At 48.5% G+C, this 21,311-nt stretch carries 14 protein-coding genes and 3 tRNA genes; 3 read left to right on the forward strand and 14 right to left on the reverse strand.

Features of this window, described 5'->3' with window-relative positions:
* Positions 1-7 precede the first annotated feature (7 nt).
* From rpoC to NZM04_10140, 12 genes are all read right to left on the reverse strand, one after another.
* Positions 8-4,159, reverse strand: coding sequence for a DNA-directed RNA polymerase subunit beta' (gene rpoC, locus NZM04_10085; protein ID MCS7064366.1), 4,152 nt, complete (start codon positions 4,157-4,159; stop codon positions 8-10).
* A gap of 66 nt (positions 4,160-4,225) precedes the next feature.
* Complete coding sequence (rpoB, locus tag NZM04_10090) at positions 4,226-8,089, reverse strand: DNA-directed RNA polymerase subunit beta (GenBank protein MCS7064367.1); 3,864 nt, start codon at positions 8,087-8,089, stop codon at positions 4,226-4,228.
* Between the two features lie 143 nt (positions 8,090-8,232).
* Positions 8,233-8,631 (reverse strand): 50S ribosomal protein L7/L12, encoded by a 399-nt coding sequence (gene rplL, locus NZM04_10095; GenBank protein MCS7064368.1) that lies wholly within the window; start codon positions 8,629-8,631, stop codon positions 8,233-8,235.
* Positions 8,632-8,811: 180 nt separating this feature from the next.
* Entirely contained in the window at positions 8,812-9,315 is a 504-nt protein-coding gene (rplJ, locus tag NZM04_10100; protein ID MCS7064369.1) for a 50S ribosomal protein L10, read from the reverse strand.
* A 16-nt stretch (positions 9,316-9,331) separates the two neighbouring features.
* Positions 9,332-10,021 carry a 50S ribosomal protein L1 gene (gene rplA / locus NZM04_10105; GenBank protein ID MCS7064370.1) on the reverse strand — a complete coding sequence of 230 codons (690 nt, stop codon included), beginning with the start codon at positions 10,019-10,021 and terminating at the stop codon, positions 9,332-9,334.
* 56 nt (positions 10,022-10,077) lie between these two features.
* Entirely contained in the window at positions 10,078-10,503 is a 426-nt protein-coding gene (rplK, locus tag NZM04_10110) for a 50S ribosomal protein L11 (GenBank protein MCS7064371.1), read from the reverse strand.
* 18 nt (positions 10,504-10,521) lie between these two features.
* Positions 10,522-11,127: a transcription termination/antitermination protein NusG gene (nusG, locus tag NZM04_10115; protein MCS7064372.1), complete on the reverse strand. Its 606-nt coding sequence runs from the start codon at positions 11,125-11,127 to the stop codon at positions 10,522-10,524.
* Between the two features lie 12 nt (positions 11,128-11,139).
* On the reverse strand, positions 11,140-11,460 hold the full coding sequence (secE, locus tag NZM04_10120) for a preprotein translocase subunit SecE (GenBank protein MCS7064373.1): 321 nt from the start codon (positions 11,458-11,460) through the stop codon (positions 11,140-11,142).
* A 28-nt stretch (positions 11,461-11,488) separates the two neighbouring features.
* A tRNA-Trp gene (locus tag NZM04_10125) sits at positions 11,489-11,561 on the reverse strand.
* A gap of 66 nt (positions 11,562-11,627) precedes the next feature.
* Positions 11,628-12,821, reverse strand: a complete 1,194-nt coding sequence (tuf, locus tag NZM04_10130) for an elongation factor Tu (GenBank protein ID MCS7064374.1) — start codon at positions 12,819-12,821, stop codon at positions 11,628-11,630.
* A 119-nt stretch (positions 12,822-12,940) separates the two neighbouring features.
* Positions 12,941-13,013: transfer RNA gene (locus NZM04_10135), tRNA-Thr, on the reverse strand.
* A 117-nt stretch (positions 13,014-13,130) separates the two neighbouring features.
* Positions 13,131-16,253: a UvrD-helicase domain-containing protein gene (locus NZM04_10140; GenBank protein ID MCS7064375.1), complete on the reverse strand. Its 3,123-nt coding sequence runs from the start codon at positions 16,251-16,253 to the stop codon at positions 13,131-13,133.
* A gap of 39 nt (positions 16,254-16,292) precedes the next feature.
* Between NZM04_10140 and NZM04_10145 the strand changes: the two genes are divergently transcribed.
* Positions 16,293-18,455, forward strand: a complete 2,163-nt coding sequence (locus NZM04_10145) for an adenylate/guanylate cyclase domain-containing protein (protein MCS7064376.1) — start codon at positions 16,293-16,295, stop codon at positions 18,453-18,455.
* Between the two features lie 75 nt (positions 18,456-18,530).
* Positions 18,531-18,603 (forward strand) — tRNA-Ala (locus NZM04_10150).
* A 5-nt stretch (positions 18,604-18,608) separates the two neighbouring features.
* Here NZM04_10150 and nadB read toward each other — a convergent pair.
* Positions 18,609-20,207, reverse strand: a complete 1,599-nt coding sequence (gene nadB, locus NZM04_10155) for an L-aspartate oxidase (protein ID MCS7064377.1) — start codon at positions 20,205-20,207, stop codon at positions 18,609-18,611.
* A gap of 50 nt (positions 20,208-20,257) precedes the next feature.
* On the opposite strand from nadB, the gene NZM04_10160 reads away from it, so the two are divergent.
* Positions 20,258-20,407, forward strand: coding sequence for a hypothetical protein (locus NZM04_10160; GenBank protein ID MCS7064378.1), 150 nt, complete (start codon positions 20,258-20,260; stop codon positions 20,405-20,407).
* Positions 20,408-20,990: 583 nt separating this feature from the next.
* On the opposite strand, the gene NZM04_10165 is transcribed toward NZM04_10160, so the two are convergent.
* Positions 20,991-21,311: hypothetical protein (locus tag NZM04_10165; GenBank protein MCS7064379.1), on the reverse strand; the 321-nt coding region annotated here is incomplete at its 5' end.

Genomic DNA, 21,311 nt, shown 5'->3' on the forward strand with positions numbered 1-21,311 from the left:
GCACCTATTAAGATGTTGTTTCTCCTAAAATTTGTAACGCCTCTTTCTTTTCTTTCTCTACTATGGGTTCACCTACTGGTTCACCTTTCTCAATGATTCGAATGGCTCTATGGCCTATAAAGCCTGTTCCAGCAGGGATGATATGCCCCATTATGATGTTCTCTTTGAAACCGCGCAAATAATCAATCTTACCCATAGTAGCAGCTTCTGTAAGCACTCGTGTTGTATCTTGGAAACTAGCTGCAGAGATAAAACTCTCGGTTTCTAAAGAGGCCTTCGTTACGCCCAGAAGAACTGGGGTCGCTTCTGCCGGCTTACCACCTTTCTCTTCAATTTCCCGATTTGCCAATTCGAAAGTAATCCGATCGACCTGATCACCCCATAAAAAGTCTGTGTCACCCGGATCCGTGATTTTCACCTTCCTTAGCATCTGACGAATAATGATTTCTATGTGTTTATCATTAATTTCTACACCCTGTAAGCGGTAAACCTCTTGCACCTGGTTAAGAAGATACTGTTGCAATTCGCTAACCCCGCACACTTCTAAGATCTCGTGCGGCATGACAGGTCCCTCGGTGAGCTGTTGTCCTTTTTTGACATAGTCACCCTTGTATACGATAAGATGCTTAGATAAGGGGATTAGATGCTCCTCCTCTTCTTTAGTCTCCGGATTTCGAATGATCAATTTCTTTTTGGCGCGGACAATTCCAACAATATCTACGATCCCATCTATACGAGCAATCTCAGCAGCATCTTTGGGTTTTCTCGCCTCAAATAGCTCTGCAATTCTCGGTAGCCCACCGGTGATATCTTTCGTTTTAACCACTTTACGAGGAGTCTTAGCCAGGCGTTGGCCAGCTGACACTTTCTGATTGGCCTTCACTTCAATATGCGCCCCAGCGGGAATGCTGTAGGAAGCAACAACTTCTTTGTTTTCATCTACAATCACAATCTGCGGATGAAGATCCTCCTTGTGTTCGATAATTACCATACCTGCCTGTTTACTGGCCTCGTCGATTTCCCGCTTCATCGTTACCCCCTCTATAATATCCTTAAACTCGACTGTGCCAGATTTCTCTGTAAGTATGGGTATGTTATATGGATCCCACTGTGCAAAGACCGTCCCCTTGGGTATACGCTGCCCATTTCCCACGCTTATAACCGAGCCAATAACAATACTATATCGCTCCAGCTCCCTGCCTTCATCGTCAACAATAGCCACAAATCCGTTTTTGTTTAAGACAACATAATTTTTCTCTTGATCTTGAACTACGCGTAGATCAATAAATTGCACCACACCATCATTCTTAGCTCGTATCTGAGGTTGTTTAAATACTTGAGAGGCTGTGCCACCGATATGAAACGTGCGCATCGTAAGCTGTGTCCCTGGCTCACCGATAGATTGTGCTGCAATCACACCTACCGAATCCCCTGGTTTTGACATACGCGCACTCGCATAATTATAACCGTAGCACTTGGCGCATACCCCTCGGTGCGTTTCGCAGGTAAGCACAGACCGTATTCGAACTCTCTCTTGGCCTATATTCTCAATTTCGGAAGCTTTAGCCTCATCTATAAGTTCGCCAGCCTTGACGATAATATTTCCAGTCACAGGGTTGCGTATCTCATCACACGAGACACGTCCAATAATTCGGTCTGCAAGACGAACAATCTCCTCATCTCCTTCGTAAATTGCTTGCACCCATATCCCCTTCGTTGTCCCACAATCCTCCTCCGTCACAATTACGTCCTGTGCCACGTCGTGTAATTTCCGAGTCATGTAACCAGCATCAGCAGTTTTAAGGGCCGTATCTGCAAGCCCTTTACGGGCACCATGAGTAGAGATAAAATACTCGATTACAGACAAACCTTCCCGGAAATTAGAAAGAATGGGTCTTTCTATGATGTCCCCTGAAGGTTTAGCCATCAAACCGCGAATACCCGCTAACTGTCTAACTTGCTGCTTATTTCCACGCGCCCCTGAATCCACCATTAGATAAAGTGGATTCAATTCTCTCCGCCCTTTGTTATAATCTAACGTCCGAAACATCACTCCAGAAATCTCATCAGTAGCCTGCGTCCAGATATCCACAATCTTGTTATACCTTTCTCCTTCCGTGATAGCTCCAGATCGATACTGCTTTTCCACTACCGCAATCTGCTCATGCGCCTTTTGTATGACTCTGTCTTTTTCTTCCGGTATAATCATGTCATCTATGCCTATAGATATCCCCGCACGAGTTGCTTCACTAAATCCAAGTTCTTTAAGTTTATCCAAAGATTTCACAGTCGCGTCATGCCCCGCGATCTGGTAACATTTCAATATAATCTCCCCTAGTTGCTTCTTGCCACATGTCTTGTTATAGAAACCAAGATTCTCCGGCCACACCTGGTTAAAGATAACGCGACCAGCCGTCGTAGTTATCAACTTCGAGTCCGGATCTCCAAACGGCGTTTTTTTACCCCAATCCGGATTTCTATAAAGTATCGGTTCATGTGTTTGAATCAACTTCTCAGCATGCGCAAAAAGAACTTCATCAGCCGATCCGAATAGAGGAAGACGTTTAGATTCTTGATGCTGTTGGCGTTTTGCCATCAAGGTTATATAATAACACCCTAAAGTAATATCTTGCGTCGGAGTCGTTATCGGTCGCCCACTTGATGGCGAAAAGATGTTATTTGTCGATAACATCAACAGCCTAGCTTCAAGCTGTGCCTCTACAGATAATGGAACATGGACAGCCATCTGATCTCCGTCAAAGTCTGCGTTATATGCTGTGCAGACAAGCGGATGGATTCTAATAGCCTCACCTTCTATCAACTTTGGCTCAAATGCTTGAATAGAAAGCCTATGCAAAGTCGGAGCACGATTGAGTAATACAGGATGGCCTTTCGTGACGTCTTCTAAGATATCCCATACAATATTCTCTTGCCTTTCTATCATCTTTTTAGCACTGCGCACTGTATGAACCTGCCCCAACTCCTTCAGACGCCTAATAATAAATGGCTCAAATAACACCAACGCCATCTTCTTAGGTAAACCGCATTGATGAAGCTTTAACTCAGGCCCAATAACTATGACCGAACGACCCGAATAATCCACTCGCTTACCTAGCAAATTCTGCCTAAAGCGACCGGTCTTCCCCTTGAGCATGTCAGACAAAGACTTTAATGGACGATTCCCACTGCTAGTTACCGGTCTCCCGTGCCTGCCATTATCCAACAGCGCATCTACAGCCTCTTGCAACATCCGTTTCTCGTTTCTTATGATTACCTCTGGTGTATTCGGCTGTAGTAAGCTTTTTAAGCGATTATTTCGGTTAATAACACGACGATATAAATCATTTAAGTCCGAAGTCGCAAAGCGCCCTCCCTCCAGCGGCACAAGTGGCCTTAAATCAGGAGGAATCACAGGCAGAACTTCAAGAATCATCCATTCAGGTCGAGTTCCCGAGTCTCGAAATCCTTGAGCCAGTTTTAGTCTCTTAGCTAACTTCTTTTTATTTTGTTTGCTTCGTGTTGCAGCCATCTCATCACTCAGCCTCTTAATTAAATCATCAAGGTCTATAGCTTTAAGTATATCTCTCACAGCCTCTGCTCCCATTTTGGCGACAAATGATCCTTCGCCATATTGTGCTATAGCCTCTCTATATTCTTTATCACTGAGTAACTGTTTAGGCTGCAAAGGAGTCTGTCCAGGATCTACAACCATGTAGTCTTCATAATATATAACTCTCTCGAGTTCTCGAGCTGTCATATCCATCATAAGTCCCAAACGACTAGGCATGCATTTAAAAAACCATATGTGTGAAATAGGGACAGCTAATTCAATATGACCCATTCTTTCCCTACGCACTCTTGCTTGAGTCACCTCTACCCCGCACCGATCGCATATCACTCCCTTATACTTTATCCTTTTGTATTTGCCACAAGCACATTCATAATCTTTTGTTGGTCCAAAGATTCGCTCGCAAAAGAGGCCCCCCTTCTCAGGCTTAAACGTTCTATAATTAATCGTCTCTGGATTCTTTACTTCTCCTCTACTCCAAGCGCGAATGGCTTCTGGAGAAGCTATAGATATCGCAACTTCATCAGCACCGACTGCTCGCCCTCCAGTTAGTAACTCATGGACTGCCAATCGAGAGCTATCAGAAGACATCCTTGCATAATTTAACTCTGTATTCGACATAGCTCACTCCTTTCTAGTTTCTATATACTTACGGATTTAAGCAGCTTTTCCTGTATCCAACGACTCGTTGGTAGAAAGAATTGAAGATGTTGAGTCCTCCCAATCATCTATTATCGCTGAACGCTGGCCCACTTTTACATCGAGGCATAGACTTTGCATTTCCTTAATTAAAACATTAAAGGACTCGGGTATCCCAGGTCTGAGAGTATTGTCCCCTTTCACAATACTTTCATAAATTCGAGTTCTACCAGCAACATCATCTGACTTGACCGTAAGTAACTCTTGAAGTGTATAAGCAGCCCCATATGCTTCCATTGCCCACACCTCCATCTCTCCAAATCTTTGACCACCATACTGTGCTTTGCCCCCAAGTGGTTGTTGTGTAACTAGCGAGTAAGGACCTACGGCTCTAGCATGAATTTTATCCACAACAAGATGCCCAAGCTTCATCATATAGATTATACCGACTACTACCCGTTGATCGAAAGGCTCGCCTGTTCGACCATCGTAAAGAATAGTTTTACCGTCTTCATCTAAACCTGCCTGTTTCAGGAAAGAGCGGATCTGTTCTTCTTTGATTCCGTCAAACACAGGGGTTGCAACTTTAAAACCTAACTTTTGTGCAGCAATCCCTAAGTGGGTCTCGAGCACTTGGCCTACATTCATACGTGAAGGCACTCCCAATGGATTAAGAACGATATCCACAGGCGTGCCATCAGGCAAAAAGGGCATGTCCTCTTCAGGAACAATTTTTGCAACTACACCCTTATTTCCATGACGACCCGCCATCTTATCGCCAACCGACAACTTTCGCTTACTCGCAATATAGACTTTTACTTGCTTGAGAGTCCCAGGCTCATATGTCTCTTCATCCGTCTCTAGTCTCTCCAATTCCATCTCTTTTTCATTATTCATCTGCTCAAAACGTGGCAGGAAAGAATTTATAATATCGAATATCTTGATTCTTATCGGACTCGGGTCTATCTCTATATGATCATAGATTTTAGCAAGCTTACTCAGCAAAGTCTTAGTAATCTTTCGATTAGCAGGAATAATAATTTCGCCTGTTTGTGCATTCACTACATCAAGTGGAATTTTCTCGTTTAGCAATACATTTGACAGTGCTTGCGTCAAATCTGCCTTAATCTCTTGATCCTTCTTTTCATATTTGGCTTCAATCTCCTTTCTTAATTTCTTAGCCTCAGGACCTGTTATTTTCTGCGGTTTTTCACTTTCATTAGCTTGTTTTCCACCTGTTATCTTCACATCCATCACTATCCCATAAGTGCCAGATGGAACACGCAAGGAAGAGTCCTTTACATCGGCAGCTTTTTCGCCAAATATAGCTCGAAGTAGCCTCTCTTCTGGAGCTAACTCAGTTTCACTCTTGGGCGTAATCTTTCCTACTAAAATATCCCCTGGTTTAACTTCTGCACCCACTCTTATCACACCATCTATATCCAAGTTCTTCAAAGCTTCATCTCCAACTCCAGGGATATCTCGTGTAATTTCTTCCGGACCAAGTTTCGTATCGCGGGCACTTATCTCAAATTCCTCAATATGGATACTAGTATATACATCTTCTTTAACGATGCGCTCTGAAATTAGAATAGCATCTTCAAAATTATATCCATTCCAAGGCATAAATGCCACTAACACATTTCTACCTAGTGCCAACTCACCATTATCCGTGCAAGGTCCGTCGGCTATCACATCTCCCTTATTAACCTTATCTCCACGCCTAACTATTGGCTTCTGGTTATAGCAAGTCCCCGCATTAGATCTCATGAATTTCTTTAAATCGTAAATATATATACCGTTTTCTGGATCATGCTTTAATTTTCGTTTCCCTTCAGGTAGTTCACCATCAGGAGTAATGATAATCCGGTCTGAGCAAACAGAAGCTACCTTTCCAGGCCCCTCAGCTACCACTACAGCCAGAGAATCTCGAGCCACTTTAGCCTCCATGCCCGTACCCACTATCGGAGATTCTGTAACGATCAGTGGAACTCCCTGACGTTGCATATTAGAACCCATTAAAGCTCGATTAGCATCGTCATGTTCTAAAAACGGAATAAGACTGGCGGCAACAGATACTAGCTGCTTAGGTGATACATCCATATAATCCACTAGGTCTGGCTTCACTTCTAAAAACTCCCCTCGTTGCCTCACTGCCACCTTTTCAGATATAATCCTACCATTCTCATCCAATGGAGTGTTTGCCATCGCGACGACATAATTCTCCTCCTCATCAGCCGTAAGATAGTCTATAGTTTCTGTAACTACTCCATTCTCTACACGACGATAAGGAGTTTCTATAAATCCATACTCATTGATCCTAGCGAAGCAAGCCATCGAGTTAATCAATCCTATATTTGGCCCCTCAGGCGTTTCTATAGGACATATCCTGCCGTAATGAGATGGGTGAACGTCACGGACTTCAAAACCTGCACGATCGCGCGATAAGCCGCCGGGGCCTAAAGCTGATAAACGACGCTTGTGCGTAATTTCCGACAAAGGATTGATTTGATCCATTAATTGTGACAACTGGCTCCTTGAAAAGAAATCTCGAATTGCAGCGGAAAGTGCCTTGGGATTGATCAATTTCTGTGGTGTCATCCCCTCCGTATTCACGTCAAATAGTGTCATCCGTTCTTTCACCAATCGCTCCGTGCGAGCTAGACCTGCACGGCATTGATTGGCAAACAACTCACCCACTGTGCGCACTCTACGGCTACCTAGATGATCTATATCATCCACCACTCTCTCACCGCGCCTCAAATCCATCAGATACTTTGTTGCTTCAATAACATCATCACTGGTTAATATCCTTGTATTATCGTCTATTTTCAGACCAAGCTTTTGATTAAGTTTAAATCTACCAACTTTGCCCAAGTCGTAGCGTTTGGGGTCAAAGAATAATCTCTTAAGCAAAAGCCTCGCATTAGCTATCGTCGGAGGATCTCCGGGACGAAGCCGACGATAAATCTCTTTTAATGCACTCTCTGTATCCTTAGACGTGTCTTTTTTAAGGCACTTAACTATCGTATCATCAGTGCTGATATCAATAACTGAGATTTGTTTATATCCCAAATCTGCAAGTTGGCGAATCACTGCTTTAGTCAAAGGCTCAAACGCCCTTGCTATAACAATATCCCGATTCTCAGGATCTCGAATTTCTGTAAACAATGTTTTGTTCCCGATGGCTTCATCATCAAGATGGCTTGAAAGCTTTAAGGTTTCAACATTATAAAATTTGCGTATAATTTCCTCGTCCGAACCAAATCCCAACGCTCTGAGAAATGTCGTAATTAAAAACTTCCGACGTCTCTTCCGACGATCTAAATGAACATATAAAGTATCCGTGGTATCAAAAGCCACTTCCAGCCAGGTGCCTCGATCAGGAATAATTCTATAATTGTAAAGCACCTTACCATTGGCATGCAAAGTGGACTCAAAACATATCCCCGGAGAGCGATGAATCTGGCTGACGACGACTCTCTCAGAACCATTAAAAATAAAGCTCCCCGAAGGAGTCATAAGAGGAATGTCCCCCATAAAAACTCTGTCTTCCTTGACTCCGTTTTCCTGCCTGAGCCGAAAAGTAACGTATAAAGGTGCAGAATACGTCTGCCCTTCTCTAAGGCAATCCACGGGATTTGTTTTAGGCTCGAGAATTTCATAATGCACGTATTCCAATTTGATTTTACCATCATAACTCTCAATAGGAAACACTTCCCTAAAAACGGCTTCTAGCCCTTCATTTTTCCTCTTATTTGGAGGCACATCCGCTTGTAATAACTCCCTGTATGAGCGAAGTTGTGTTTCGATCAAATTCGGAATCTCTATAGCTTCTTGCAGTTTTCCAAAATTAATCCGCTTGTTAGTAGGCTTGCTCATACTCATTTTATAGTTTTAGTTTTTAAGACAATTAAGCCAAGCAGTCATATAAAGACTGCTTGGCTTTCTGTAATCTATACAAGGACATGCATTAAGATTAGCTATCAAAATGCACACCATTGTATAAATCATGCAGTGTCCTTTTATTTAATCTCCACTTTAGCGCCTGCGGCCTCAATCTTCTTCTTGATCTCTTCCGCTTCTTCTTTACTGACGCCCTCTTTGATAGGTTTAGGAGCTCCTTCAACCAGAGCTTTAGCATCAGCCAATCCAAGGCCTGGAACTACAGCCCTGACTTCCTTAATCACTGCTATTTTGTTTGCACCTGCTTCTTTCAGAATCACGTCGAATGTGGTCTTGGCTTCAGCCGCAGGCGCTGGAGTAGCACCAGGGGCTGGAGCCGCACCAGGCGCTGCTGCAACGGCAACTGGCGCTGCTGCACTTACACCCCATTTTTCTTCAAGTTGCTTGACGAGCTCAGCTGCTTCTAATACCGTTAGAGCACTAAGCTGGTCAACCAGTGTTTTAAGATCTGCTGGCATAGTTTTCCTTATTTATAATTTTTCGTCCTATGAATTTAGTTTATCTAGTGTTATGCACCCGCATAACGATTATCGCTGAAGGGCTTCAGCGCTAGATAGACTAATGCCCTTTCCCCTGAGTGAGTGGGACGCTCACTCACTCGCCCGTAAATTCTTTGAATTCTAAATAGTAGGTTTAAGTTATCCATTCTTAGCCTTAATTAAGTAAGCAAGTTGGCTCGCTGGTGTATTCAAAAGCTGCGCAAGTTTATTAGCAGGCGCTTTGAGTAATCCTAAAATTTGGGCAAGCAAAACCTCCTTGGAAGGCAGGTCAGCCAAAGATAATATCTGATCTTGCGTTACTATTGCAGATTCTAGAATACCTCCTTTTAAACTCGGTTTCTTAAATTCATCTATAAAGTTTTTTAGAACTTTGGCGGCTGCACAGACATCGCTCTGACCAAAAACCACTGCCGTCTGCCCGCTTATCCCCGGTGTGTAGTCAGGCAGATTCAATTCCCTCAACGCTCTTCTAAGCAGTGTATTTTTAGTTACTCGGCATTGGGCATTAACTTTATAGAGACGATTCCGGAGCTCATTAAATTCAGATACCTTAAGACCAGTGTAATTAATAATGATTACATACGGTGAGCGATTAATTTTTGATTTAATCCAGTCAACTATAGAATTTTTTTCAGGACGCATATAAATTCTATATATTCTAATTTTGAAGAGCTATCTTAATAGAAGGAGAAAAAGTCGTTGATATAGCACAATTCAATATAAACCTTCCTTTTGAGGAGGCTGGTTTGGCTTTTGATAGAGCATCGATGGTTGCTTGTGCGTTCTCTGTAAGTGCTCTTTCTTCAAACGACGCCTTACCTATGTATGTATGGACATTTCCTGATTTGTCGAGTTTAAACTCGACTCGACCTGCTTTACATGCTTTCACCGCAGCAGCTGTATCGGTTGTGACAGTGCCCGTCTTGGGATTGGGCATCAGCCCCTTCGGTCCAAGAATTTTACCCAATTTCCTAACTTCATTCATTGCATCTGGCGTAGCAATCGCTACGTCAAAATCCTGAAACCCTTCGCTGACTTTCTTAATTAAGTCTTCAAATCCAACGTATTCTGCACCCGCTGCCTTTGCGGCATCGGCGGCAGCCCCTTTAGCAAAGACTAGAACTTTAACGCTCTTTCCTGATCCATTCGGTAGCGTGACTGTTCCGCGCACCATTTGATCACTTTGTTTAGGATCTACTCCAAGACGGAAAGAGAGGTCAACTGTCTCGTCTGTTTTGCCTTTAGGGAAGGTCTTGAGTATTTTCACCGCCTCACTTAGTGAGTAATGTTTTTGGGGATCATATTTTTTTAATGCAGCTAGATACCGCTTACTGTGCTTTTTAGCCATATGAAGATGCATTGAACTTAAGCCGTGTGATAAAATAGATAATAGATAATAGCTGTTCAATCTACGATGTCAATACCCATGTTTCGAGCTGTGCCAGCTATTATTCGCATGGCCGCCTCATCGGAGTTGGCATTGAGATCTTTCCTTTTAATTTTAACGATCTCCATGAGTTGTTTTTTCGTAATCTTACCCACCTTAACCCGGTTTGGTTCTTTAGAACCTGAGGCAATTCCCGCCGCTTTTTTGAGAAGAGCTGCTGCCGGAGGAGACTTAGTGATGAAGCTAAAGGACTTATCTTTGTAGACTGTAATAACTACCGGGAGGATATTCCCCGCTTCCTTTTGTGTAGCAGCGTTAAATTCCTTGCAAAAAGCCATGATATTGACGCCGTGTTGTCCCAGTGCAGGGCCGACGGGAGGAGCAGGGTTCGCCTGTCCCGCAGGTATCTGTAGGCGAATGTAAGTTGCGATTTCTTTTGCCATATCTTCTTTGAACGTTTCTTATTGGATTTTTTCCACTTGCCAGAATTCAAGCTCTACAGGAGTAGAGCGACCAAAAAGACTAACGGAAACTCTAAGTTTTCCTCTCTCGTGATCGATTTCCTCAATAATCCCCTCTTGACTTTGAAAAGGCCCCTCTTCGACCTTTACCTTGTCTCCGACCTGATGCGCGACTTTAGGAATAACTTTATCCTCCTTTTCTTTGATTTGCCGTAGCAAAGAATCAACTTGCTCCTTTGGCATTGGAAGGGGTTGATCGCCGTCGGCAAATCCGATTACACCGTTAGTTCCACGAATGAAATACCATGCACGATCAATCAGTTTACCTTCAAAATCCCGCAATATCATTTGAATAAAAAGATAGCCAGGATAGAGCTTCCGTTCCGTCTCGACTTTTTTCCCACGCCTAACTTCCGAAACCTTTTCTATCGGTATAATAACCTGAAAAATAAGGTCCCCTATCTCTTCAGTCTTTATTCGCGTCTCTATGTTTTTTTTAATCCGATACTCCTGCCCTGACAAAACATGCAACGCATACCACTCGACGGGTCCCGGAGGATTAGTGGCAGAAGAGCTTGAGGAACAACCTGGGGAATTTTCTGTCATGAGAATTCTCTGTTAATGCATTCGTGTGATGAAGCCTATGACTTTAACTAAAATAAAATCCGCTGATGTAATAAATGTCGCCAAAAATATTGACGCTACGATCACAACCACAGATGAGTCAATCAGCTCCTTATATTTCTTTAACCCTTTCTGGCTAGGATCCCATGGCCACGTGCATTTTTGCAACTCAGCTCGCGTCTGATCCAAAAAAGCCTTTATCTGAGTCCCAACCTTACGCCAAATCAAGAGTGAGACAACCAAAGCAATCAGCATCACCACAGTTGTGGTGTTAAATACTGGACCTCCCCATTTTAGTAAGCTCGACTCACTCATGTCAGATTAATGTAACAGCATTGATAACCAGGGCAGGAGGGACTCGAACCCCCAACCGACGGTTTTGGAGACCGCTGCTCTACCAATTGAACTACTGCCCTCTTTTATCTGCGGGCTGGATTTCACCAACCCGCAGATCATTATTATATGTAAGTCATCCTTACGAATTAATCAAGAATCTCAGTAACGCGACCTGCTCCTACAGTTCGACCTCCTTCTCGAATTGCAAAACGTATCGACTTCTCCAAAGCTATCGGAGTGATTAACTCAACTTCGATCTCTACATTATCACCGGGCATGACCATTTCCACACCCTCCTTGAGTTTGATGTTGCCCGTAACGTCAGTCGTTCTAAAGTAAAACTGCGGACGGTAACCGCTAAAAAACGGTGTATGGCGCCCGCCTTCTTCTTTTGATAGAACGTATACCTGGGCTCTAAATTTTGAGTGCGGCTTGATCGACCCTACCTTAGCGATGACCTGTCCGCGCTCGATATCCTCTTTTTTGATACCGCGCAAAAGCAACCCTACGTTATCTCCAGCCTCAGCAGTATCAAGAATCTTCCGGAACATTTCAATATCCGTCACCGTCGTCCTCTGCGTAGGACGTAGACCGACAATTTCGACCTCTTCCATCTTTTTCAACACACCGCGCTCAACACGCCCTGTAGCCACTGTGCCGCGGCCCTCAATATTGAATACGTCCTCGATCGGCATCAGAAAAGGCTGATCTTTCGGACGTTCAGGCGTTGGTATGTAGTTATCCACGGCATCCATCAAATCGAGAATGCACTTAGCATCGGGATGTGAAGGATCTCCCGCAGCAAGCGCCTTCGTCGCACTGCCCCGAACAATCGGAATACTATCCCCAGGAAACTCATACTTGGTCAACAGCTCGCGCACCTCTAACTCCACAAGGTCGAGCAAGTCCTTATCATCCACCATGTCGCATTTATTCAAAAACACCACAAGTGCCGGCACCCCGACTTGTCGGGCCAAAAGAATGTGTTCGCGAGTCTGTGGCATGGGACCGTCCGCGGCGCTCACAACCAAAATCGCGCCGTCCATCTGAGCTGCACCCGTAATCATGTTCTTAACGTAGTCCGCATGCCCAGGGCAGTCCACGTGAGCATAGTGGCGTTTTTCAGTTTGGTATTCAACGTGTGCCGTATTAATCGTAATTCCTCGCTCTCTCTCCTCCGGAGCATTGTCAATCTGTTCATATGCCTTTGCCTCGGCCAATCCTTTCTTAGAAAGGATCACAGTGATTGCTGAAGTTAATGTAGTTTTACCGTGGTCAACGTGGCCGATCGTGCCAATATTAACGTGCGGCTTATCGCGCTTAAAAACTTCTTTTGCCATGGATGACTTACCTCAATTTACTATTGCTTTTTGTCCTAGCGGCTGGGACATGGTTTCAATTTAAGGATGTTCTCCGCTACGCAAATCATCCTTCTTTCTGCTATGCCTCTTTCAAGGCCAGCCCATGACCGGGATTGAACCGGTGACCTCGTCCTTACCAAGGACGTGCTCTACCAACTGAGCTACATGGGCAAAAACCTTGCCGATCAGCCGCACACGCGGCTCATCAGAGGCATTTGCATTCACTCCACGTTCAGGATTCACTGAACGCAAAGCAAGCACGCACACTGCCCTGCTCTCCCTTACCTGTCAACAAGATATTTCATACACCTTCCCCAACACCGTGCTGTAGACATATCCCCCTTTCACCACAACTCCCGACTTTCTTAACGCCCCCACATATTCGCTGACCTGCTTTTTATAAGCCGCAGAAACAAAATCCCTCTCATCCGACACTCCATCGGTCTTCCAATCCACCACAATCCACGTTCCATCCCTGCACTCACACACAAAATCAATCACCCGTTCCCCTCCCACACCCTGATCATAATACCTCAACTCATGAAATCGTCTCTTCATCCCTCCTTCCAACCACCTATACCAGTCAGACCCCATCCACCTCTCCACCTCCTCCTTGCCCCGCCCCACCAAATCCCAACCCCTCAAACCATCCAACCTTACACCCACATACTCCCTTATCCATTCCCCACCCTCCCCCCAAGGCCAATCTCTCATCAACTCATGCCACCACATCCCATATGCCACCGCCGGCTCCTCGATCCAAAAAGGCTCCAGCAACTCAACCTCACGACTCTGCGCCACACGCCCTATAACCTCACTCGCCTCCTCGCACCCCAACTCCACAGGAACCACCTCACTATCCTCTACAAAAATCCCTTCCAACCCACCCTCCCCTCCCACCCGCGACACCTTCTGCTCACCACTGCCAGCTTGAGCCAAAATCCTACACCTCCCCTCACCCCCCCCACACTCCATCACCCAACTCCGCCTCCCCGTCGCCTGATAATCCCGAATCTCCTCCAATCCCAACACACAACTCATCCCAACCCCCTCCTTCAACACCTTTTCCCCACCCCAATCCTCCTCCACCCAAATCAACCGCCTCCGCGCCCGCGTGCTCGCCACATAATAATACCGCCTCAACTCCCGAAGCCGCTCCGCTTCATCCTCCTCACACCACCGCTCATAATCCCCACTCCTCCAATCCCCACTCAACGCCGCATACACCTTTCCCTCCCCCCCATCCCAATCCACCACCGCACGCGGATACTCCCCCACCGCATCTCGAATCTCACGCCACAAAAAAGGCACCACCACCACCTCCCACTCCAAGCCCTTCGCCTTCTGCATCGTCAAAAGCTCAACCCCCCCACCCCGCGCCGACACACTCCTCTCTCCCTTCATCCCAAGCTCCCGCCGCATCTCACGAAGCCAACTCCTCGCATCCCCCCCCCTCCGCTCATGATCCCACGCCCGCATCAACAAATCGTCCCACGCCTCCCCCGCCCCCCGATCCAAACCCATCACCCGCTCCCGCATCCGCAACGCCTCACTCCACCACCACACCTTCGCCCCCAACCCCATCCCACGCCCCACCTGCCGCACCCGCCACAACGCCCGCAAAGCCTTCCCCACCCGCCCCTCACTCGCCTCCTCACTCAAAATCAATCGCCTCACCGACCCATCATCGGGAAACTTATACCGATAAATCTCCTCATCCGTATACCCCAACACCTCCCGCAACACCGCAGCCACCTCAAACTCATCCGTCCCATCCTGATCCAGCGCCAAAATCGCCCCAAGCCACCGCCACTCCACACGCCGCGCATTCTCAACCCCAAAACCCTCCACCACTGGCACCCCGCACTCCCGCGCCGCCTCCGCCACGGCCTCCAACCAACTCAACCTCGGCGCCAAAATCGCCACCTCCTCCCACCCCCCCACCCCAAGCCCCTCACAACCCAACTCCCGCATCCGCGCCATCATCCCCCAAGCCACCTTACGATAATCACACCCCCTCTCCTCCCCCTCCCCACCCCCACACCAATCCTCCCTCCCATCTATCAACCAATGCTCCACCCTCCCCCCATCCCCATCCTCCCGAGGCACAGCCACCAGCGGAACATACGCCGCCTGACCATTCCTCCCATCCAAGACCTTACTAAAACGCTCATTCACCCACTCCACCACAGCCTCACGACAACGATACGTCTCTGAAAACGTCAACCCCACCCCGCACCCCCCACCTATCAAAGCCTCATGAAAAAACAAATAATCCCTTAACCTCGCCCGCTCCCTATAAATCGCCTGCTGCTGATCCCCCACCATACAAAAATGCCCAGCCCGCGGCCCAACCCCACCCCCCTTGGGCCAATCATACACCCCACATCCCACTGGCCTCACCATCTCCGTCAGCAACTGAAATTGCAACCAATCCGTATCCTGCGCCTCATCCAAAATCACACGATACCCCCTCCCCTGCACCGCCTCCCGCACATCCCCAAAACGCAACAACCGATGCGCCAACACCACCTGCCCACTAAACCCATACCGCCCCGTACGAAACCCCCACTCCTGCCGCCACCGCGCCTCCTCCCCCGCTGCCTCCATCAAAAGCACCATCAACTCATCCACCACACGCCTCCGCTTCCCATTCATCCATGCCCTAAACGCCCCGCCACCCTGATCCGCCTCCGGCGGCAACGCACAAAATCCCTCCCCACCCCTCACCGCCTCCCGAAATCGCTCCCAACACTCGTAAATAAACAGCGCACGCTCTCTCCCTCGCCCCCTCAAAAAATTCGCAAGCTCCTCCTGCTCCTCCTCACGACACCCCAACACCGCCTCCACAGCCCCTCCAGAGCCGCTTTTCAATTTAACTTCTGCCCAATCCACACTCAGCCGCGCCAAACCTCGCGCCACACGCCCCACCTCATCCGCCGTAAAATATCGCAACACCTCTCGATACCGATCCACATACCCCACAAAAAAATCTCGCGCATACTCAAAAAAACTCGTCTCGTCCTCCACACCCTCCCCCTCCTGCTCATCCCGCGGCACACGATACCCATGCCGCACCCCAAACTCCTCGATCAACCGCACACACCAAGAATGAATCGTCCCCACAAACATCTCCGCCATCCCCCGCCTCACCCCAGCATCCACCGCCATCGCCCCATCCCCAAACACACGTTGTCGAAGCCGATCCCGCATCTCATCAGCCGCCCGATTCGTATAAGTCACCACCACCACCCTCCCAAGCACCTCCGCAGCCCGCCCACACTCCATCCCCCACCGCGCCAGATTCACCACCCGCCCCACAATAGCAGTCGTCTTCCCCGTCCCCGCAGAAGCCTGCACAGAAAAATTCTCATCCAGCTCCGTCAAAAAACGCTCACGGTCACTTACCATAGACTTTTTCACAAACTGCACTAAACTCCGCCCAGCACAATGAAAACCTCCCGCCTCTCAAAACTCATCTCTTACCACACCCTCACACCAATCATCCTCATCGCCCTCTACTTCATCCTCAACCACCTCTCCACCTTCCCACAACGCATCGAAAACCTCTTCATCGACTGGCGATTTCAAATCCGTGCCTTCCTCGGCTGGACCCCCAAAGCCCCAGAAAAACTCATCATCGTCGGCATCGATGAACCCTCCCTCGCCCACTTCGGCGGCTGGCCATGGAGCCGCGACGTCCACGGCGACCTCATCCGCCTCCTCACCGCCGCAGAACCTGCAGCCGTAGCATTCGACATCCTCTTCACCGAACCACGCGATGAAACCCACGACACCTACCTCAGCCAAGCCGCCTCCGAGCTCAAAAAACTCATCACAGGCGCCATGTCCGACCTCGAAAACGCCAGAACCTCCGACACCGCATTCGGCCTCACCCAGCCACTCACCCAAATCGTCGGCGATATCAACCAAGTCCACGGCACACCCTCAGCCATCCTTCCCATCCACCCACTCCGAGAAAAAAGCTATTTCGGTTTCGTCAACTCAGAGCCCGACCCCGACGGCGTCCGCCGATCATTACCCCTCGTCGTCCGCGTCGGCAACCAGCTCTTCCCCTCCCTCGCCCTACAAACCCTCATCGTCGCACACGAAATCCCCATCGAACAAATCAAAGTCCACCTCGGCCGCCACATCTCCTTCCCCCTCGCAGGCACCACCCACTTCATCCCCATCGATCATCAAGGCTGCTACACCCTCAACTACCGCGATTTCTCCCGCTACCGCTCCATCTCCTACCTCGCCCTCACCCAAGCCCTCGCCCGCACCTACGCCCAAGGACAGCCCTGGCCAACCAACTTCCCCACCCTCCAAAACGCAATCCTCCTCATAGGCCAAAACGCCGCCGGCCTCACCGACATTGGCCCCACTCCCCTAGCCCCAGCCACACCCCTTGTCTTCGTCCACCTCACCGCCCTCGCAAACATCCTCGAAAACGATCACCTCAACACCCTCCCCCCAGCCCTCGTCCTCCTCATCTGGCTCCTCATCACAAGCCTCTCACTTTACCTCCTACGCTCAGCACCCTTTCTCCTCTCCACCCTCATCCCCACAGGCCTCATCCTACTCTACATCCTTCTAGCAATCTATCTCACCCAACACAACTACGTCACCCTTCCCCTCTTCTGGCCCATCATCGGCTTTTTCCTCGCCCACTTCGGCGCCTTCCTCCTCCGCTGGCGCGCCGAACAAAAATCCAAAGCCCACCTCAAACAAATCTTCGGCTCCTACATCGCCCCAGGCATCCTACAAGAACTCCTCAAAAACCCCGATAAAATCAACCTCGGCGGCCAACGCAAACCCGTCACCATCCTCTTCTCCGACATCCGCTCCTTCACGTCCCTCTCCGAAGGCGCAGACGAAATCGCACTCGTCGACCAACTCAACGAATACTTCGAAAAAATGGTCGCCTGCGTCAACGCCCAAGGCGGCACCCTCCACAAATACATCGGCGACGCCATCATGGCCGTATGGGGCGACATCCTCTCCCACTCCCCATCCCAAGATGCCACAGCAGCCGTCCGCTCAGCCCTCGCCATGCGATACGCCCTAGCCGAATTAAACCAAAATTGGCAAACCAACGGCCGCCCCCCACTCAAAATCGGCATCGGCCTCAACCACGGCACCGTCCTCGTCGGCAACATCGGCGCCACCCAACGCAAAGAATTCACCGTCATCGGCGACCCCGTAAACCTCGCCTCCCGCCTCGAAGGCGTCACCAAAATCTTCCACACCGACATCGTCATCTCAGAATCCGTACAAGCTCTCCTCCCCGACACCATCCTCACTCGACTCCTAGCCACTGTCCAAGTCAAAGGCAAAAACGAACCCGTCCGCATCCACGAAGTCATCGCTGACCTCACCACCCCACAACACCCCCCCTATCGCCTCCCCGACTGGGTCAAAACCTACGAAGAAGCACTCTCCTACTACTACCGCCGCAACTTCCACACAGCCCAATCACTCCTCGCTCAATGTCTCCAAAGACACCCCGACGACTACTGCGCACAAGGCTACTACGAACTATGCACCGAATACCTCCGCCACCCCCCCGAACCAAACTGGCAAGGCATCTTCATCCTAGACACAAAATAAACAACCCCACCCACACATCCAAGCTTTGACAAAATCCATTCCTCGTCCTACCCTCACCCCGTACTTCCTCCGCCCGGGGGTATAGCTCAGCTGGTAGAGCGTCTCGTTCGCAATGAGAAGGCCAGGGGTTCGAATCCCCTTACCTCCACTCCCTCACACCGCACGCTGGATAATCGTATCCCGTGCCCACGTCGGATCCGTATAAGGATAATCAATCGTCATATGAAGCCCACGACTCTCCCTCCGCGACAATGCTGAATCCACAATCAACGACGCCACCAACACCAAATTCCTCAGCTCAATCACATCCGCCGTTATCGCATGACTCCAATAATAATCCTTCACCTCTTGCCTCAAATTCCGCAACCGCGCCCCTGCCCGTTGCAGACGCTTCGTGCTCCGCACAATCCCCACATAATCCCACATCAACTGCCGAATCTCCGCCCAATTATGACTAATAACCACCAACTCATCCGGCTCCTGCGCCGGATGACTACGCCACGCCGGAATATCATAATCAGGCATCTTCACCCTCTCCAACTCCACACGAATCTCCTCCGCAGCCCGATGCGCAACAACTAACGCCTCCAACAACGAATTGCTCGCCAGCCGATTCGCCCCATGCAACCCCGTGCACGCCGTCTCCCCAACAGCCCACAACCCAGGAATCGGCGTCCTCCCATTCACATCCGTAAGCACACCCCCACACTGATAATGCGCCGCTGGCACCACAGGAATCGGCATCGACGCCATATCAATCCCAAGCGATAAACACCGCTCATAAATATTCGGAAAACGCCTCACCAAAAAATCCTTCGGACGCCGCGTCATATCAAGATACACACAAGGCGCCCCGCTCTCCTTCATCTCAGCATCGATCGCACGCGCCACCACATCACGCGGAGCAAGCGAGCCTCGCGGATCATATTTCTGCATAAAACTACGCCCCCGCGCATCCACCAACTCACCCCCCTCTCCACGCAAAGCCTCGGAAATCAGAAAATTCCTCGCCTGCGGATGATAAAGACATGTCGGGTGAAACTGCATAAATTCCATGTTCGCAATCGGCGCCCCGATCCGATAAGCCATCGCCACACCATCCCCAGTCGCTATATCCGGATTCGTCGTATACTTGTAAACTTTGCCGCACCCACCCGTCGCTAACACAATCGCCCGCGCCACATAAGTCCGCACCTGGTTCGTCGCCTTCTCCAAAGCATAAACCGCAATACATCTCGGGTTAAGCGTATAGCCCAGCTTCGTCGTCGTAATCAAATCAATAGCCTGCACATTCTCAATCAAACGTATCCGCGGACGCGCAGCAATCGCCCGCAAAAGTGTCGCCTCAATCTCACGCCCCGTGATATCCCCAGCATGCAATATACGTCGCTTGCTATGTCCCCCCTCCTTCGTCAAATCAAGACCGCCACCCTCCTGAACATCACGCTCCGTGAATTTCATCCCCAGCGCCACCAAATCAGCAATCCGCCTTGGCGCCTCCTCCACAATCGTCCGCACCACATCGGGATGACACAACCCCGCCCCCGCCTCAAGCGTATCCCGTATATGCAGCTCAAACGAATCCTCATCCGAAGTCACACAAGCAATCCCCCCCTGTGCATAGTTGGTGTTGGACTCCGCCCGGTCTTTCTTAGTAAGAATCGCCACCGAGCAATAATCCGCCAACCGAATCGCCAAACTCAAACCCGCAATCCCACTTCCAATGATCACACAATCAAAACTCTCAGTCATGGTAACCCCACACCTTATACAACCTCCATCCCGAAAACACGATGCAATTCATGCCCCACCCAAAACTCGATCATCACACACACAACACAATTTTCAACCCCAGCTTAGACACACACACATCTGAGGCACACAAACCCGTGCTGTTCGCACACCCAACACCCCTCCCCAACCCATCCGCAACCCGTATGATGAAACTCTAGTTTTGTCTCACACTGTAGATAATCTAAAAAAACCACACCTATTTCGCCCCTTGCTTTCCAATCAAACCACCGCGTATCGCAAGCTTTCTATTAAAACTGCTCACAAAGCACAAATTCACCTGTAATTAAAACTACATACCGGCCAATCCCATATCCATAGTTAAAAACAACAATAATTTTAAACTTGATCCTCTTTCATCAGAGTGAGCTAGAGCAACTTCCTGTATTACTAAGAATTACATTAATCCTTATCAACTAACGACCCTGTGGATAACCATTCACCAATCCTATCTATATCTACACCTTTCACCAAAAAAACACAATTAAATGATTGAATGATTAGCAAGTTTATCAACAAATGCTTTAATAAAATTCTAATAATCTCTATACCAAAATTCTATAGTGTTTACCCTCTTGAAATAACCTGCCCATCAGCCCCCGGAGCAGACGCCTCACGCCCCAGAATCAAACGCCTATATTACTCAAGAGAAAGTCAGAGCCTGGTTCATTACTATCGGGATCGAACGGAGGTCTAAAGCCACATCTCAAATCAAACTTTCTCTATCCTTGAAATTTCTAATCTCTAATTTTGGCGGATATTCAAAATCATCATCACTACAGGACCATACTTCTCCTTGGACGTAATAAGACTTACATTTTGCAACGCACCAATTAAAATTTCCGATATCCTCCATCTGCAAAGATCATATGAGTCAATATGGTCAATATAATTCACCACTCCATTCCCCACATACCCATACCTATTCACATCTCTAGCCTCAAACCCTATCGGATCCGGTTGCAGGAAGCGGCCGTGGACCGTGCTATAGATGCGGTTGCGGTAATACTTAGCCAGTAACGGCGAACCTTCCTTCGAGCCAGAGGCCGCACTCTGTATAGGCTT

The sequence above is a fragment of the Candidatus Methylacidiphilales bacterium genome (genome assembly GCA_025056655.1).
In the GTDB taxonomy this organism is placed as follows: Bacteria; Verrucomicrobiota; Verrucomicrobiia; order Methylacidiphilales; family JANWVL01; genus JANWVL01.